Consider the following 12196-nt stretch of genomic DNA (forward strand, 5'->3'; position numbering starts at 1 on the left):
TCAAATCGATGGTAAGAATGTAAGTACATTAATCGAATTGAAAGAGCAAATTGACACCAAGAGCCCTGGCGACACTATTTTATTATCTTATACTCATAATGGTAAAATGAAGAGCGCTCAGGTAAAATTAGGACAAGCCTCTACAAATTAATTAATAGACGTGTATTTACATTAGAAAATTGAATTTAATCTAACATCTTAAAACCCTTTCAATTCATGAAACACTTTATAATAGGTGTGTTTTTAGAGATATTGAAAGGGTTTTATATTGTCTAAAACATTTTTTACAAGGTACCTTGCAATTCGAGGTACCTTGTGTTATTATGTATTTGTCAGTACATGATAGTGACCATAAGAGAGCTTTCACATTGGCAGGTAGGCACAGCCTAAAGGGAGGAACTATGCAAGTTCAATTAAAAAAAGGTGTTATGGATATGTTGGTGCTAGCATTATTAACACAGCAGGATCGCTATGGATATGAAATTGTAAGCACTATTTCGGAATACATAGAAATTTCTGAAGGAACGATATATCCATTATTTAATAGGCTAAAAAAAGAGAAGTATGTTGAAACCTATTTAAAGGAATCTTCTACAGGGCCTTCTCGGAAATATTATCATATAACAGATACAGGCCGAGAGGCTTATAACGAGATGAGACGAGAATGGAATGAGTTTTCTGGCGTTGTAAATATCCTGTTGAAAGGAGTCGACTATAATGAATAAGAAAAGTTTTTTAGAAGCACTGCGTAATATCTTCAAAAAGGCACGTGTTGCTGATGTTGAAAGTATTATAGAGGTTTATGAAGAACACTTTGCTGTAGGCCATGAAAAAGGCCTTACAGATGATGAAATTATTAAATCCTTGGGGACTCCAGAGGAAATTTATGCATCCTATGTAGATGCTGGAATTATTACAGATACGTTAAATGAGGATGGTAATACAAGTAAATCTGTGAATATGCAAGAAATCTATGCTAGATTTGATGAGTATAAAGAACGCTTATTACCGCAGTTACCGGGAATGGCAAAAAAGGCATCGAAGACATTAGTTGCTATTGGCAGTGCCTTAGCCTATATTGTAGGCGTGCTTATATTGGTGATTACGCCAGCTATTTTATATTTATTAGGTAGCTCATGGCAACCATTTGAAAATGTAACCGCATTTCCTGCGTTATCTATGATAACTTTAGTTGCACTCGCAGGTGTAGGCCTTTTTGGTGGCCTTACATGTATATTTATCGGTGCTGAACTTCGTGGTGTACGCGAACGTTATTTCAGCAATGTAGATTAAGGAGGACCTATGAGACGAATTATAATTGCTGCCATTCTAACTGTAATCAGTGCTGTAGGGGTAGGTACATCCTTTGCTGTAAATGATTTACCAAATTTTGGTGAATGGATGAAAACCAATGAACAACAGTTTAGAAAACCACATAGACATGATGGTTCTAATATGCATATGGACCAACATATGATGGATGGAAATAATCAAATGATGCCTCAAGATGGTATGGGGCCAAATAATGGTCAACATATGTACCAAAATTGTCAAAACCAAATGATGCCTCAAGATGGTGTGGGACGAAATCAAAACTAACCATATTTTATGAGTCCTTTTCTCTCATAAAATAATAGAGAACGTGGTCATGAAAGTGCATTCATGGCCACCGTAGAGCCATACACTCTACGTGATACATTCGTATCAGAATCTCTCTCTTACACACAATAACTACACACAAGCAAAAAGAGCTCCTCAGTGAAGGAGCTCTTTTTGTATTTGTTTATAATTTTATTTAATGTGTTTAGAACCGCGTTCTGTCATAGCTACGCCATCTTTGCAAAGAGGGCATTCTTCAGGTTTGTATGTAGGAACTTCAAGGTTAAGTAATGCTTGTACTTTTTCTTTTGGTACACCAAATTCAGCTTTGCCACCGGAGCGATTAACGAGAAGGCCTACGCCTACGATTTCACCGCCGGATTGGTTAACTACGTTAACAACTTCTTGTACGGAACCGCCTGTAGTTACGATATCTTCTACGATAAGTACGCGTGTACCTGGTTCGATTTTGAATCCACGACGCAATGTCATAACGCCTTTTTCACGTTCTGTAAAGATAGCGCGTGTGCCTAATTCTTTACCGACTTCGTGAGCTAATAAGATACCGCCAGTCATAGGTCCAATAACGAGTTCTACGTTTTGATCGCGGAAGCGTTCTGCCAATTCTTTACACAATGTTTCAGTGTATTTTGGATGTTGTAATACGTTGAATTTTTCAACGTACATAGGGCTATGTAGACCAGAAGTCAATAAGAAATGACCTTCTAAAATTGCTTGAGTATCGATAAGTAATTGTTTTACTTCTTGTTCTGACATCATTTAGATACACTCTCCATTTCTTCAATAATTAAACGTACCGCCTCTTGTGGATGTTCAGCCTGCGTAATAGGTCGGCCAATAACAAGGCGAGATGCACCATCCTGTAATGCACTCGATGGTGTAGCAATGCGCTTTTGGTCATTTGTAGCTGCGAAGGATGGGCGAATACCTGGTGTAACGATAAGGAAATCTGGTCCACAGGCCTCGCGAATCATCTTAGCCTCTAAAGCGGAACATACAACACCGTCCATACCGGATTCTTTTGCTAGTTTAGCAAGACGAATTACTTGGTCTGCAATTGGTAATTGACCGCCAATAGATGTCCAAGATTCGTCATCAAAGCTCGTTAAAACGGTAATAGCCAATAGTTTTGGACGTTCGATGCCTAGTTTTTCAGCGCTTTCACGAGCAGCCTCAGCGGCAGCTTTCATCATTATAGGGCCACCTTGACCATGAATGGTAATTAAATTGGCGCCTAAACGAGTAAGGGAAGATACGCCATGGGCCACCGTATTAGGAATATCATGTAATTTCAAATCGAGAAATACATGTTTGCCGTGCTCTTGCAAGTAGCGAACCGTTTGGTCCCCTTCGGCGTAGAATAATTCCATGCCCACCTTATAGAAACTAACGGAGTCCCCCAGTGAGGACACGATAGATTTCATCGCATCCATTGTGGATACGTCGAGGGCGACGATTAATCTGTCATCTGCCATGTTATAACCTCCATAGTACTTATATATCTAAATAATTTTCACATAGAATAGGGCGTCCTGTCAATGAAAATCCGTTGTGAAAGTCGGCTTAAGAACTGCTTTTATACATCGATTTTCTTCGCGTTCATGATATAATAAATACAGAAGTGAAGATGATTCCTAATACGAGTTGATATATGTATATCGGACTGATGTATATAATATGTTGTTAATAGCTAAGAAAGGATTACCATGTTAGATTTTGTAGCATTGGATTTTGAAACAGCTAATAAATATAAAAATAGCGCCTGTTCCTTAGCGGTTATTACCGTTGAAAATGGGCAGATTACCAAAAAAGCGTATAGTCTTATTAAACCACCGTTTATGTCCTTTGACCCAGAATGTATTGAAATTCATGGAATTGAACCTAAAGAAGTGTTGCATGAAAAGACATTCGATCAACTATGGCCTGCTATCTATGAAAATCATTTGAAGGGAAAAATCATGATTGCCCATAATGCAAAATTCGATATGAATGTATTGCGTGCCACTCTTGATTACTATAAAATTCCTTGGCCAGAACTTGACTATGCGTGTACTGTAAAAATTTCTCGTGCCGTATGGCCCGATTTGGTAAATCACAAATTGAACACAATGGCGGCGTACTTAGGCGTAGAATTTAAGCATCATTATGCATTGGATGATGCTGAAACATGCGCCAAGGTTGCTATCGAGGCAGCTCGCTTGAAAGGGGCGAACTCACTACCCGAACTACTTTCAAAAATAGGCGTACCTCTTGAACCATTCATCGATGAAAAAAATAAAGCTGCACAAGCAGAATTACATAAGGAACCAGAACCAGAGCAGATGTCCTTTTTCTAAAGACGTGCTCGGTTACGATGGTAACTAATCCTGATAGAATAATAGATTGTTTTGGAGGTAGTCATGTTAGGTAAAGAACTATTAACCTATGTGGATCATACATTGTTAAGACCCATTGCTACATGGGATGAAATTAAGGTGATTTGTGAAGATGCATTGGCCTATCATACGGCATCAGTTTGCATTCCACCTGATTTTGTGGCATCCGCTCATAATGCATATCCCAATTTGAATATTTGTACCGTTATTGGGTTTCCTCTAGGCTATCAAACGACAGAATCCAAGGTGGCGGAAGCGAAACAAGCTATTGCAGAAGGTGCATCAGAAGTGGATATGGTCATCAATCTAGGTGATGCGAAACAAGGGGATTTTCATGCTATAACAGAGGAAATCAAGGCTCTTAAATCCGTATGCGGTGATAACATTTTAAAGGTTATCATCGAGGCTTGTTTCTTAACGAATGAAGAAAAGATAGAATTATGCCATTGTGTAACGGAAGGCGGCGCAGATTTTATCAAGACCTCAACTGGATTTGGTAGTGGTGGCGCTACATTAGAAGATGTGCAACTATTTAAGAAGCATATTGGTCCTAATGTACAGATTAAAGCTGCCGGAGGCATTCGTTCCATTTCTGATATGAAGGCTTATATTGCAGAAGGATGTAGCCGTATCGGGGCGAGTGCGGCCGTAGAGCTCCTAAAAGATCATTTGGACGAAGAAGTATAAAGAAAAACCACCTAGGCAGTGCTTAGGTGGTTTCTTAGAATGGCGGTGTAACTATGCGCATGTATGATATTATTTTGAAAAAAAGAGCCAATTTAGCACTAACAAATGAGGAAATTCGCTTTGTCATAGAGGGTTATGTAAATGGTACTATTCCTGATTATCAAGTAAGTGCTCTATTGATGACCATCGTATTTAATGGCATGAATGCTCGTGAACTCGGTACGTTGACACTCTCGATGGCTCAGTCTGGACAAATGGTGGATTTATCGTCAATTGATGGTATCACCGTAGATAAACATAGTACAGGTGGTGTAGGGGATAAGACGACACTTATCATTGCTCCTTTAGTGGCCGCCTGTGGTGGTAAGGTCGCAAAAATGTCTGGTAGAGGCCTGGGTCATACAGGGGGGACTATCGATAAAATGGAATCGATTCCTCGTTTGAAAGTATCCTTAAGCCAAGAAGATTTTATCGCCCAAGTGAATAGAATAGGCCTTGCCGTTATAGGTCAATCAGAAGGTTTGGCACCAGCCGATAAAAAACTTTACGCTTTGCGCGATGTAACGGGAACAGTGGACAGTATTCCTCTTATTGCTTCCTCCGTGATGAGCAAGAAATTGGCATCTGGTGCGCAAGCCATTCTACTAGATGTAAAGGTCGGCAGTGGGGCCTTTATGAAAACCATTGAAGAGGCCCGTGCCTTGGCTAAGGCTATGGTAGATATTGGACGTGAAAACGGTCGTTCCGTTAAGGCTGTTTTGACGGATATGGATCGGCCCCTTGGTCATGCCATAGGCAATGCCTTAGAAATTCGTGAGGTCATCGATACATTAAAAGGTCATGGCCCTGACGACTTGACCCATGAATGTATTATCATGGCTGCTCACATGCTCGTTCTAAGCCACATCTGCGACTATGAAACCGCCCTAACTTGTGTGCGTGATGCTCTCGATTCTGGCACTGCACTCGAACGTCTACGCCTCATGATTGACGCTCAAGGTGGTAATAGCTCTGTGATTGATGATGAAAGCCTACTAGCTATCGGCCAATGTACATATGATGTAATAGCGCCTAAGGCTGGTTACATTACCCATATGAATACCGAACAATGTGGTATAGCATCTGTTATGCTTGGTGCTGGGCGCACCATAAAAGATGGCCCTATCGATTATAGTGCAGGTATTATCATGCATAAAAAAACTGGTGATGTCATTGCTGAAGGTGAAAGTATTGCGACCTTGTATGCCTCTGATGAAAGCTTACTTGCTAATGCAGCTAAGACCTATATAGAGGCGATTACGATTGGCGAAGAAATGCCAAATGTAGTGGATACCATTCTTGATATTGTGGCATAAGGAGTCGTATATGACAGAATTAGAAATTCAAAAACTTATGGATTGTGCCATAAAAGCGCGTGAAAATGCTTATTCTCCATATTCACATTTCGCTGTTGGCGCTGCCTTGTTATGCGAAGATGGTACCCTTTACGAAGGCTGTAATATAGAAAATGCTTCCTATGGTCTCACCAACTGTGCTGAACGAACGGCCATTTTTAAAGCCGTATCCGAAGGTCATATAAAATTTAAGGCCCTTGCCGTAGTTGCTGATACGGAAGGACCTTGTGCGCCATGTGGCGCATGTCGTCAGGTAATGGCTGAATTTAAAATACCTCTAATCATTATGGGAAACTTGATGGGGAATATAAAAATAGTAACTATAGAGGAACTATTACCATTTAGTTTTTCTGAATACGATGTAATTGGTAAATAGAATGTAGTACAAGAAAAAGGCTGGAGCGCGTGGCTCCAGCCTTTTAGCATAAGATAATGACCATTAGAATGCAGGAACAATTGCACCTTGGTATTTATCTTGAATGAATTTTTTGATTTCAGGGCTATGAAGAGCTTCCATCAATTTCTTGATACGAGGGTCGTTTTCATTGCCTTTAAGAACAGTTACGATATTTACGTAAGGGGAATCATTAGATTCGATGAACAATGCATCTTTACCAGGGTTAAGACCTGCACTTAATGCATAGTTTGTGTTGATAGCTGCTAGTGCAACATCGTCGATGGAACGAGGCACTTGAGCGGCTTCTAATTCTACGAATTGGTAACCATTAGGGTTAGAAGCGATATCTTGTACAGTGGATAAGATATTATTGGAGTCTTTCAATGTGATAAGACCAGCTTTTTGTAATAACATTAATGCACGACCACCATTTGTAGGGTCATTAGGAATAGCGATTTTTGCACCTTTAGGAAGGTCTTTTAAATCTTTGATTTGACGGGAATATAAGCCCATTGGTTCAAGATGAACGCCACCCACAGATACTAGAGGAAGGTTATGTGCTTTCGCAAATTCGTCCATGTATGGCACATGTTGGAAGAAGTTAGCGTCGATTTCTTTATCACCCAATGCTAGATTTGGTGTATTGTAATCAGTGAATTCTGTGATTTGTAAATCGATATTATCTTTTGCTAAAATCGGTTTTACTTGTTCTAAGATTTCCGCATGTGGTACTGCAGTAGCACCAATTTTTAATACTTGTTTGTCACCGCTGCTAGCTGCTTTATTATTATCGCTGCCGCAACCTGCGATTAATAGAGCACCGCCGAGAACGACTGTAGCCGCTAATGCTAAAAATTTGTTCATACAAACACTCTCCTTTTCGAGAAAATTAAATGTAATTTAATAAACTTATAGTACTAAATTATTTCCTATTCCGCAACTATGTATTATTAGAAGTTATCCATAACTAAAAGTTATAGGGCTCATTATACGTAAATGTAAAAGATAAGCCACCCTAAATAACTCCACCGGCCGGGTCTGTCTCCGGCCTTCGGCCTCCGCAGGGCCAAAGTCGTAATTTAGGATGGCTTATCTTCTTTTTTACTTACCTATAATGAGCCCTATACTTAATAGTAATTGGTATAACATGGCGGCACCAGCGGTAGTACCCATGGCTTTATCTAATTTGATTTCGTCTACATGGGTATAGAATGTTTTGATGGTTTTAAACGCTGGGATGATGGCGAGTAATGCGAGTAATGCTGGGATTGGGAGGACTTTTAAATAGATCCAGGCACCAATCCAGAAGAAGTTAAAGATATAGGTGATGCTCATTAGGCTGATGGCACGGTCGCGGCCTAATACAATTGGTAATGTGCGACGACCGTGTTTTTCATCGTTTCGAATATCTCGAATATTGTTGGTGAGCATGATGGATCCAACTAATAGGGTAGCTGGTAGTGCAGGGATTAGGAATGCTAGTGAAAGTTCACGCGTCCACGCAAAGCCTGTAATGAGGACAATAGCAAAACCCATGGCGATACCGGATGAGATTTCCCCAAATGGTGTGCGAGAAATTGGCTTTGGGCCACCTGAATACAAAAAACTAATTAAAATACAGATGATGCCGGCCGGAATGTACCACCATGTAATGGTGGCTGATAGGTATAGGCCGATGATGATAGGTACAATCATAAGAATCTTAATCATAGTGGAGATGAGCTTTGGCGTCACTGCACCACGGGTAAGAGAACCAGCATTACCTATTTTTTGCCCCGCATCAAGACCAGATTTAAAATCTTTCAATTCATTCCATAAATTGGCGATGATTTGAGCCGATACGACGGCTAAAAATATAAGAATTGTATGGAATATGGCGAGTCCTGTGCCATGAAGTGCACCGAAGGAATAATAACTAAATGCAGCACCTAAGATGGTTGGCCCTAATGCAGCAGCCAATGTGCGAGGTCTAGTGAGAGGAATTAATTCTTGTATCATAATGGTGTGGCGAAATGCCAACTCCTTTCTGTTAGAAATACGTTTTCTTATCTTTAAGTATTGTATAGTACATTAGGAGAAATGTAAATTTGGTGTACCTATCATGTTAGTACAATTATATAGTATAATATTATATGTATATTTAAAATTCTTAATTTAACTTACTTATATAATTCAATTCATATATTCATGAGGTGAGACTATGAAAACGTGGAGTAAGAAGGTAATGACACTAGCTTGCGCGACCTGCTTAACGGTAGGTATGGCGGCTGTAGCTTGTGCCGATACAATTGATTTAGGCTATGGTCAGTATGCTACCACTAATAATGGTGTACACGCGGTAGCTGTAGATGCGATTCCTACAAATCCTACTTTCAGAACGATGGAACAAAATAAGACCCTTCAAAAGGCTAATGAACGAGCTGCACAATCTATGAACGACCGCATAAAAACATCCTATCCCATGGTAAAAGAAGAGTTTAAAGGTACTGCTCTAGATGGATATAGTTTGTACCAATTATCTGGGGATAGTACACTAGGTCATCATACGGGCTGGTTACTCACGTATAATGTAAATAAAGAGGCTATTAATTATTTAGATCGTATGACTACGCAAATTGTTAATTCCGCAATGGCCGATAAACAAGTGAAAGCACAATCTGTTAGCGAGCCTTACACAAAATCTAATGCAGAGAAGTTTATTTCAAAAATGGCCACAGTTACACTTGATCGTAAGATGTTAGAACCACAAATGGCAAATTTAAATGCTACTATGCATCGCGATATGATTAAAACAATACAACAAAGTGCTATGCAAGATGCATCGTTGTCGCAAAAGAATAAAGAAAGTATTCAAGAAGGTGTGGATCTTTTTAAACGCGTTATTCCTAACTTTACAATGGGTGCTACAGAAATATCATTTAAACCATATACATCTAAGTTTGGTGCTATGGCCGGTATGAGTGTGCGCGGCAGCTTAAAATATGATGGCTTTGTATTGCCTGGTAGCTTAACTATGTATGCAATGCCACAAAACGATGGGCTTACAGTACAAATCTTGGCTACCGAAGATACGAGCCGAGACTACTGGACAGGACAATTAGAATCCATGTATGGATTGAAAACCCTAAAGGGAGGCAATAAATAATGAAACCATTAAAAACTCTTGTGCTAGCAGCTTGTTTAGTTGGTGCTGTGACTAGTTTTGCGGGCGCAACGGATGTAAAAACATTAGCAGGATCCATGTCTGTTCCGAATACAGTTACGGTAGCAACCGCATCTACTACAGATTCTGTGGATATTATAAAGGATTTGCTTATCAAGGATAATGCAAAACCAACTACGAATAAACGGACTCGCCAAAGTAATGAGGATGCATTATCTGCGCTTAACTATATGGGCGTTTCCTATGATGTATATCAATTACAAGGGGAAGATAAAACCGGCCAAAAGGACGCTTTGTTAGTAGCCGTAGATTTGAAAACGGCAGCCAATGCATTATTTGATAACCCTAAGGCTAATGCGTCTGTCCTTCCTGTATTAGCCATACTCAATAATGGTGAGTTGGATCCGATTACAGAACAACTCATGTTGACTACGGTTAATAATCTGTTGCCAAAAGAATCTAAAACATTTACATTGCCAGATAAGAACGTACCCGGTTCCATCTATGTAAGTGCTGGTAAAGATTACAGCACCGCCTTTGGTATTGTTGGTGAAAGCCAAAAACCTACTACCATTACTGTAGAAAACACAGAACAAATGGAGAAAATGAATAATACAAAGTATCAAACATATACCGTAGGTTCTCGCGTATTAGTTGATGCGGAAGGTATCAAATTCCCATATTATGCAAAAGCGGCACTCGTAATGAATCCACAAAAGCCTACATTGTTCTTGGCATTGACTAGTGATGTACAACGTCAATATTTTATGCCAATCTTTGCAGATGCTTTCAAATCTATTAAATAAAATATATTGAAAAACATCGATATTAATGTATAATAATTTCTATATATGTATGTATTGTAAAAAGGAGTCCTATTATGAAAACAATTCACACAGATAAAGCGCCTGCAGCAGTAGGTCCCTATTCCCAAGCTAAAGTAGCTGGCGGTTTCTTGTTCGCATCTGGTCAGGTAGCGATTAACCCTGCTACAGGTTTCGTAGTTGAAGGCGGTATCGAAGCACAAACTGAACAAGTATGCAAAAATATTGAAGCTGTATTAGCCGAAGCAGGTTCTGATTTCTCCAAGGTTATCAAAACAACATGCTTCTTAGCTGATATCAATGACTTCAAACCATTCAACGAAGTATATGCAAAATATTTTACATCTAAACCAGCTCGTTCTTGCGTGGCTGTAAAAGATCTTCCATTGGGCGTTGCAGTAGAAGTGGAAATCATCGCGGAAGTATAATATGGATTATATTTCATTATTACAAAAAGAAATGCGACCTGCCTTTGGCTGTACAGAGCCAATCGCTCTTGCCTATGCAGCAGCCAAGGCCGCATCCGTATTGGATGAGTTTCCCAACCACATTCATGCGCGATGCAGTGCCAATATCATTAAAAACGTAAAATCCGTGGTCATTCCGAACTCTGGAGGCCGCAAAGGCTTAGCTGCGGCTACCGTACTCGGTGCCATCGTAGGCCATCCAGAACGTGAACTAGAGGTGTTAGAATCGGCTACCGATAAAGATCGTAAGTGGTTAGGCACCTTATTAGAGGCTAATTTTTGCACTGTAGAACTAGCAGAAGGCGTTGATAATCTCTACATTGAAATTACGGCCACAACCGATGAACATACGGCAGTAGTACGCATTGAAAATGCACATACCAATATTACCTATGTGTCTGTAGATGGAAACGTGATTTCTGAAACCATTAACGAAATTAAAGAGGCTGAAAGTGGTACTTGCCCGATGACATTCGATAGTATCTACGAATTTGCAAAAGCTGGCGACATTTCCGGTATTTTACCTAGCATTAAGCAGCAGGTAGAATATAATACGGCCATTTCGAATGAAGGTTTATCCAATGATTATGGTGCCAATATTGGTCGATTGTTATTGCTTGATGATGAAACCCCATCTCTAGAAACAAAGTGCAAGGCTCGTGCCGCAGCAGGATCTGATGCACGTATGAGTGGGTGCCCGTTGCCTGTAGTTATTTGCTCCGGCTCTGGCAATCAAGGATTGACCGTTTCAATGCCTATCATTACAACTGCTGAGGAACTCGATAAAACCGATGAGGAATTATATCGATCCCTTGTATTTGCCAATTTGTTAACGCTTTACGTTAAATCTGGTATTGGTAAACTGTCCGCATATTGTGGCGTTGTATCGGCTGGCATTGTAAGTGTAGCTGGTATTGCCTTCTTGAAAGGCGATAGTAAAGATATCATCGAAGATACACTCGTAAATGGCCTTGTTAGTCTATCCGGTATCGTATGTGATGGGGCGAAACCATCTTGTGCCGGCAAAATTGCCATCTCCTTAGATGGAGCTTTCATGGGCTATAAACAAGCCCGCCTTAACAAGAGCTATCAAAAGGGTGATGGCCTCGTAGCTCACTCCGTTGATGATACGATTAAAAGTATCGGTGTCGTAGCACAAGGCATGAAAGAAACTGACGTAGTCATTTTGAATGAAATGTTGAAGCATTAATTGGTTTTGTATACGGAAAACAGTTCGTCCTATAATCCTATAAATAAGAAAACAGCGTT

Annotated in this window: 16 protein-coding genes; 12 read left to right on the forward strand and 4 right to left on the reverse strand. The window is 39.9% G+C overall.

Features of this window, described 5'->3' with window-relative positions:
• The 4 genes from RYP29_RS04830 to RYP29_RS04845 all read left to right on the forward strand — a co-directional run.
• Positions 1-151 (forward strand): PDZ domain-containing protein (locus RYP29_RS04830; RefSeq protein WP_311532527.1); only part of this gene is annotated, 151 nt, incomplete at its 5' end.
• A 250-nt stretch (positions 152-401) separates the two neighbouring features.
• Positions 402-725, forward strand: a complete 324-nt coding sequence (locus RYP29_RS04835; RefSeq protein WP_009661027.1) for a PadR family transcriptional regulator — start codon at positions 402-404, stop codon at positions 723-725.
• A complete protein-coding gene (locus tag RYP29_RS04840) occupies positions 718-1293 on the forward strand; it encodes a DUF1700 domain-containing protein (protein ID WP_009661008.1) in 576 nt (191 codons plus the stop codon). The genes RYP29_RS04835 and RYP29_RS04840 overlap by 8 nt, the downstream gene beginning before the upstream one ends.
• A 9-nt stretch (positions 1294-1302) precedes the next feature.
• Positions 1303-1599 carry a transcriptional regulator gene (locus tag RYP29_RS04845; RefSeq protein ID WP_118353545.1) on the forward strand — a complete coding sequence of 99 codons (297 nt, stop codon included), beginning with the start codon at positions 1303-1305 and terminating at the stop codon, positions 1597-1599.
• Between the two features lie 192 nt (positions 1600-1791).
• Here RYP29_RS04845 and pyrE read toward each other — a convergent pair whose 3' ends face one another.
• Together pyrE and pyrF are read right to left on the reverse strand one after the other, a co-directional pair.
• A complete protein-coding gene (gene pyrE / locus RYP29_RS04850; protein WP_009661023.1) occupies positions 1792-2379 on the reverse strand; it encodes an orotate phosphoribosyltransferase in 588 nt (195 codons plus the stop codon).
• A complete protein-coding gene (pyrF, locus tag RYP29_RS04855) occupies positions 2376-3095 on the reverse strand; it encodes an orotidine-5'-phosphate decarboxylase (RefSeq protein ID WP_005375655.1) in 720 nt (239 codons plus the stop codon). Before pyrF ends, pyrE begins: the two co-directional genes overlap by 4 nt.
• A 231-nt stretch (positions 3096-3326) precedes the next feature.
• Between pyrF and RYP29_RS04860 the strand changes: the two genes are divergently transcribed.
• The 4 genes from RYP29_RS04860 (at position 3327) to RYP29_RS04875 (ending at position 6452) form a co-directional block, all read left to right on the forward strand.
• The gene (locus RYP29_RS04860) at positions 3327-3956 is read left to right on the forward strand and encodes a 3'-5' exonuclease (protein WP_038124785.1); all 630 of its coding nucleotides are present in this window, start codon (positions 3327-3329) and stop codon (positions 3954-3956) included.
• Between the two features lie 63 nt (positions 3957-4019).
• Positions 4020-4682: a deoxyribose-phosphate aldolase gene (gene deoC, locus RYP29_RS04865; RefSeq protein ID WP_311532511.1), complete on the forward strand. Its 663-nt coding sequence runs from the start codon at positions 4020-4022 to the stop codon at positions 4680-4682.
• A 53-nt stretch (positions 4683-4735) separates the two neighbouring features.
• On the forward strand, positions 4736-6037 hold the full coding sequence (locus RYP29_RS04870; protein ID WP_311532512.1) for a pyrimidine-nucleoside phosphorylase: 1302 nt from the start codon (positions 4736-4738) through the stop codon (positions 6035-6037).
• A gap of 10 nt (positions 6038-6047) precedes the next feature.
• Positions 6048-6452, forward strand: a complete 405-nt coding sequence (locus tag RYP29_RS04875) for a cytidine deaminase (RefSeq protein ID WP_311532513.1) — start codon at positions 6048-6050, stop codon at positions 6450-6452.
• 63 nt (positions 6453-6515) lie between these two features.
• On the opposite strand, the gene RYP29_RS04880 is transcribed toward RYP29_RS04875, so the two are convergent.
• Positions 6516-7337 (reverse strand): MetQ/NlpA family ABC transporter substrate-binding protein, encoded by an 822-nt coding sequence (locus RYP29_RS04880; protein WP_005382209.1) that lies wholly within the window; start codon positions 7335-7337, stop codon positions 6516-6518.
• 237 nt (positions 7338-7574) lie between these two features.
• Positions 7575-8471 (reverse strand): UbiA family prenyltransferase, encoded by an 897-nt coding sequence (locus tag RYP29_RS04885; RefSeq protein WP_311532528.1) that lies wholly within the window; start codon positions 8469-8471, stop codon positions 7575-7577.
• A gap of 202 nt (positions 8472-8673) precedes the next feature.
• On the opposite strand from RYP29_RS04885, the gene RYP29_RS04890 reads away from it, so the two are divergent.
• From RYP29_RS04890 to RYP29_RS04905, 4 genes are all read left to right on the forward strand, one after another.
• Positions 8674-9618, forward strand: coding sequence for a glutamyl-tRNA amidotransferase (locus tag RYP29_RS04890; RefSeq protein WP_311532514.1), 945 nt, complete (start codon positions 8674-8676; stop codon positions 9616-9618).
• Entirely contained in the window at positions 9618-10442 is an 825-nt protein-coding gene (locus RYP29_RS04895; RefSeq protein ID WP_311532515.1) for a hypothetical protein, read from the forward strand. Before RYP29_RS04890 ends, RYP29_RS04895 begins: the two co-directional genes overlap by 1 nt.
• 74 nt (positions 10443-10516) lie before the next feature.
• Positions 10517-10888 carry a RidA family protein gene (locus tag RYP29_RS04900; RefSeq protein ID WP_311532516.1) on the forward strand — a complete coding sequence of 124 codons (372 nt, stop codon included), beginning with the start codon at positions 10517-10519 and terminating at the stop codon, positions 10886-10888.
• Position 10889: 1 nt separating this feature from the next.
• Complete coding sequence (locus RYP29_RS04905; RefSeq protein WP_311532517.1) at positions 10890-12137, forward strand: L-serine ammonia-lyase, iron-sulfur-dependent, subunit alpha; 1248 nt, start codon at positions 10890-10892, stop codon at positions 12135-12137.
• Positions 12138-12196: the final 59 nt, after the last annotated feature.

It is taken from the genome of uncultured Veillonella sp., assembly GCF_963534045.1.
Lineage (GTDB): Bacteria > Bacillota > Negativicutes > Veillonellales > Veillonellaceae > Veillonella.

Excerpts from the sequence above, each read along its gene's own strand:
- RYP29_RS04870 (WP_311532512.1), top strand. The coding sequence starts at position 4,736 with ATGCGCATGTATGATATTATTTTGAAAAAAAGAGCCAATTTAGCACTA.
- RYP29_RS04900 (WP_311532516.1), top strand. The coding sequence starts at position 10,517 with ATGAAAACAATTCACACAGATAAAGCGCCTGCAGCAGTAGGTCCCTAT.
- RYP29_RS04835 (WP_009661027.1), top strand. The coding sequence starts at position 402 with ATGCAAGTTCAATTAAAAAAAGGTGTTATGGATATGTTGGTGCTAGCA.
- RYP29_RS04885 (WP_311532528.1), bottom strand. The coding sequence starts at position 8,471 with ATGATACAAGAATTAATTCCTCTCACTAGACCTCGCACATTGGCTGCT.
- RYP29_RS04845 (WP_118353545.1), top strand. The coding sequence starts at position 1,303 with ATGAGACGAATTATAATTGCTGCCATTCTAACTGTAATCAGTGCTGTA.
- deoC (WP_311532511.1), top strand. The coding sequence starts at position 4,020 with ATGTTAGGTAAAGAACTATTAACCTATGTGGATCATACATTGTTAAGA.
- RYP29_RS04860 (WP_038124785.1), top strand. The coding sequence starts at position 3,327 with ATGTTAGATTTTGTAGCATTGGATTTTGAAACAGCTAATAAATATAAA.
- RYP29_RS04890 (WP_311532514.1), top strand. The coding sequence starts at position 8,674 with ATGAAAACGTGGAGTAAGAAGGTAATGACACTAGCTTGCGCGACCTGC.
- RYP29_RS04875 (WP_311532513.1), top strand. The coding sequence starts at position 6,048 with ATGACAGAATTAGAAATTCAAAAACTTATGGATTGTGCCATAAAAGCG.
- RYP29_RS04905 (WP_311532517.1), top strand. The coding sequence starts at position 10,890 with ATGGATTATATTTCATTATTACAAAAAGAAATGCGACCTGCCTTTGGC.
- RYP29_RS04895 (WP_311532515.1), top strand. The coding sequence starts at position 9,618 with ATGAAACCATTAAAAACTCTTGTGCTAGCAGCTTGTTTAGTTGGTGCT.
- RYP29_RS04880 (WP_005382209.1), bottom strand. The coding sequence starts at position 7,337 with ATGAACAAATTTTTAGCATTAGCGGCTACAGTCGTTCTCGGCGGTGCT.
- pyrF (WP_005375655.1), bottom strand. The coding sequence starts at position 3,095 with ATGGCAGATGACAGATTAATCGTCGCCCTCGACGTATCCACAATGGAT.
- pyrE (WP_009661023.1), bottom strand. The coding sequence starts at position 2,379 with ATGATGTCAGAACAAGAAGTAAAACAATTACTTATCGATACTCAAGCA.
- RYP29_RS04840 (WP_009661008.1), top strand. The coding sequence starts at position 718 with ATGAATAAGAAAAGTTTTTTAGAAGCACTGCGTAATATCTTCAAAAAG.